Annotated in this window: 4 protein-coding genes; 3 read left to right on the top strand and 1 reads right to left on the bottom strand. The window is 28.7% G+C overall.

What is annotated here, in order from left to right; all coding sequences use genetic code 11:
* Window positions 1-625, top strand: a 625-nt coding sequence (locus Q5F54_RS12135) for an alpha-galactosidase (RefSeq protein ID WP_302334504.1), incomplete at its 5' end; no start/stop codon positions are given.
* A 43-nt stretch (window positions 626-668) separates the two neighbouring features.
* On the opposite strand, the gene Q5F54_RS12130 is transcribed toward Q5F54_RS12135, so the two are convergent.
* On the bottom strand, window positions 669-881 hold the full coding sequence (locus Q5F54_RS12130; protein WP_071121375.1) for a DUF378 domain-containing protein: 213 nt from the start codon (window positions 879-881) through the stop codon (window positions 669-671).
* 326 nt (window positions 882-1,207) lie between these two features.
* On the opposite strand from Q5F54_RS12130, the gene Q5F54_RS12125 reads away from it, so the two are divergent.
* Both Q5F54_RS12125 and Q5F54_RS12120 read left to right on the top strand, forming a co-directional pair.
* A complete protein-coding gene (locus Q5F54_RS12125; RefSeq protein WP_071119982.1) occupies window positions 1,208-2,770 on the top strand; it encodes an AbgT family transporter in 1,563 nt (520 codons plus the stop codon).
* Window positions 2,771-2,983: 213 nt separating this feature from the next.
* Window positions 2,984-3,368: iron-containing alcohol dehydrogenase (locus Q5F54_RS12120; RefSeq protein WP_302334503.1), on the top strand; the 385-nt coding region annotated here is incomplete at its 3' end.

Genomic DNA, 3,368 nt, shown 5'->3' with positions numbered 1-3,368 from the left:
ATTATTTGAAGCTTGTGCATCAGGTGGAGGAAGAATAGATTTAGGAATGCTTACACACTTTGATGATTTCTGGACTAGTGATAATACAGATGCATATGATAGATTATTTATACAAAATTCATACTCTCATATATACCCTATAAAGGCTATGAGAGCTTGGGTTACTGATTGTCCTAATTTCTTATCAAAGAGAGTTATACCTATGGAATTTAGATTTGATAGTTCTATGATGGGAACACTTGGAGTAGGATGTAACTTACTTAAATTAAGCGAAGAAGAATTGAATATATGTAAAGAAAAAATAGCTAGATATAAAGAGATAAGACATATAGTTCAAGATGGGAAATTCTATAGACTACAAGGAAACTTAGTAGATAATGAGTACCATGTATTTGAATATGTAAATAAAGATGAGGCTTTATTATTTGTATTCTTGCCACAATCTAAAGTAGGTCATAGATTTACAACTATAAAGCTAAGAGGACTTGATGAAAATAAAGATTATAAATTTAATTTATTTGGTCAAGATATAGTTAAATCAGGTAGATACTTAATGAATCATGGTTTAACTGTTAAACTAGAAGGTGATTACGCTAGTTTAGTTCTTTATATAAAAGAAGTTTAATAATAAAAGGATATCCAATGGATATCCTTTTATTATTATTATATTAAAACATATAGAATAGATATTGAATTATAACGTATAGTGCAGATAAGCCAACTAATCCATATATTATACGGCTTATTGTACTGATATTTCCGAAATTTCCACTACCTGCTAAAATAGCAGCAACTAAGTCAAATTTAAATAAGCTGACAAGACCCCAGTTGACTGCACCTATTAATACTAATGTCAAAGCAATATTATAAAGTATACCCATAGTTATCATGCTAAGATTTACCTAAATGGTTATCTTAACATTTCACCTCCTGTGTAGATTAATAGTACATTTAATATTTTCTCCGAGATTATTAAAAATATGTAAAATATAGAAAAACTTTAAATAAATAAAAGAAACTATAAAAAACAAGTAATATATATAGAAAAACATAAATGTGACATAAAAATACAAATCACATTTCAAATATTCGATTATTAATTATATTTTAAATTGTTTGACAATTTGGATGTATATAATATATTATTAACACATAGAAATAATTTTTTACGTTATAAACTATGTTATATATAAAAGGGGGAATAAAAATGAACAGTTCAGTAGCACAAAAGACTGAGAAAAAAACAGCTCTACAAAAGTTTCTAGACTTTGTGGAAATAGGAGGGAATAAGCTTCCACATCCCGTAACATTATTTGCAATGTTATGTGTTGCAGTTGCGATAATATCTGCAATAACTGCTGCAATGGGAATCGAAGTAACAACAGAAATAATAAATAGAGCTACTAATGAAATGGAAGTTCAAACAATAAAAGCTGTATCACTTCTTAATGGTGATGGATTTAAGTATATGATAGAAAATGCAGTATCTAACTTTACTGGATTTGCTCCACTTGGAGTTGTTTTAGTTGGTATGTTAGGTATAGGAATAGCAGAAAGTTCTGGATACATAGGAACATTACTTAAGAAGGTAGTTAGTATAACTCCAGCTAAGTTAATAGTTCCAACAGTAGTATTTTTAGGTATAATGTCAAATATGGCATCTGATGCAGGGTATGTAATACTTATACCACTTGGAGCATTAATATTTATGGCTTATGGAAAACATCCACTTGCAGGTATAGCAGCAGCATTTGCTGGGGTATCTGGAGGATTTAGTGCAAACTTACTTATAGGTACTATAGACCCAATGTTAGCAGGTTTAACTAATGAAGCTGCACATATAATAGACCCAACAGTAAATATAACTCCAACTGCAAACTACTTCTTCATGTGTGCATCAACATTCTTAATAACTATACTTGGTACTTTATTAACTACTAAAGTTATAGAGCCAAGATTAGGTAAATATGAAGGGGAAACAATAACTGGAGGTTCTGATTTACAAAATTTAAGTGATAAAGAAAAGAAAGCTATGACAGCTGCAAACTTAACTTTCGTAGCAATGGTAGTTGGATTAGTAGCATTAATATTAATGCCAAACTCATTCTTAAGAAACTTAGAAGCAGATAGTTTCCTAAATTCAATAGTAGACCATTCTCCATTTATGAATGGACTTATACCAATAGTTGCACTTTTATTCTTTGTTCCATCAGTAGTTTATGGTAAAATAGCTGGAACAGTTAAAAATGAAAAAGAAGTAGCATCTCATATGAGTAAAGCAATGAGTTCAATGGGTGGATACTTATGCTTAGCATTCGTTGCATCTCAATTTATAAGTTACTTTAACTATACTAACTTAGGAACTATAATAGCTGTTACTGGTGCGTCAATATTAGAATCTGCAAATATAGGAACAATACCACTTCTTATAGGATTTATATTAATAACAGCAGTTATAAACTTATTTATGGGATCAGCTTCAGCTAAATGGGCAATAATGGCACCAGTGTTTATACCAATGTTCTTAAAGTTAAATATAGACCCTGCAATAGTTCAAACTGCATATAGAATAGCAGATAGTTCAACTAACTTAATATCACCACTTATGAGTTATTTTGCAATGATTATAGTGTTTACTCAAGTTTATGATAAGAAGGCTGGAATAGGAACAATAACATCTATGATGTTACCTTACTCAATGACATTCTTAATAGCTTGGAGTTTAATGCTTATAGTATGGGTATCACTTGGAATACCAGTAGGATTTTAGTTAATATATGAAAGTGCCTAATAAATAGGCACTTTTTTTATGTCTAAGGAAACTATGATATGAAATTTTTGTTAATACTTTCTAAATAGAAAGGATATCAATAATTTTAATATAACCAGACTTTACAAAAGGAATTTACCTATAAATATAGTTTAAACCTAATATGTATGATAAAATAATAGATTAATAAATCTAATATAAAGAGGTAGTTATATGAACTATAAATTTGGGCTTCCTGTTGAAATAATATTTAAATGTGGGGCAGTTAAAAATATAAATAAAGTAATAAAAGATAATAATTTTAAAAAAGGAATACTAATATCTAGTGAGAGATTTATAAAAAGTGAATATGGTTATGAAATTATACAACTATTGAATGAATATATAGAAAATATACATTTTGGAATAAGCGCAAATCCTACAATAGAAGATGTAGAATTAACAACTAAAGCTATAAAAGATAGTAATGTAGACTTTGTTATAGCATTAGGTGGAGGAAGTATACTAGATTGTGCAAAGATATCTTCTTGTATGGCAGCTATGGATACTAATATAAGATATTTCCTAGAAAATAAATTAGAGATTAATAAAAATATAC

The organism is uncultured Romboutsia sp., from assembly GCF_958366745.1.
Taxonomy (GTDB): domain Bacteria; phylum Bacillota; class Clostridia; order Peptostreptococcales; family Peptostreptococcaceae; genus Romboutsia; species Romboutsia timonensis.
Note: the sequence above shows the minus strand (reverse complement) of the source record. Positions and strands in the feature narration are given on the sequence as shown.

What these genes read in the sequence shown, in the direction of transcription:
- Q5F54_RS12130 (WP_071121375.1), bottom strand. Translation starts at nt 881, where the DNA reads ATGGGTATACTTTATAATATTGCTTTGACATTAGTATTAATAGGTGCA.
- Q5F54_RS12125 (WP_071119982.1), top strand. Translation starts at nt 1,208, where the DNA reads ATGAACAGTTCAGTAGCACAAAAGACTGAGAAAAAAACAGCTCTACAA.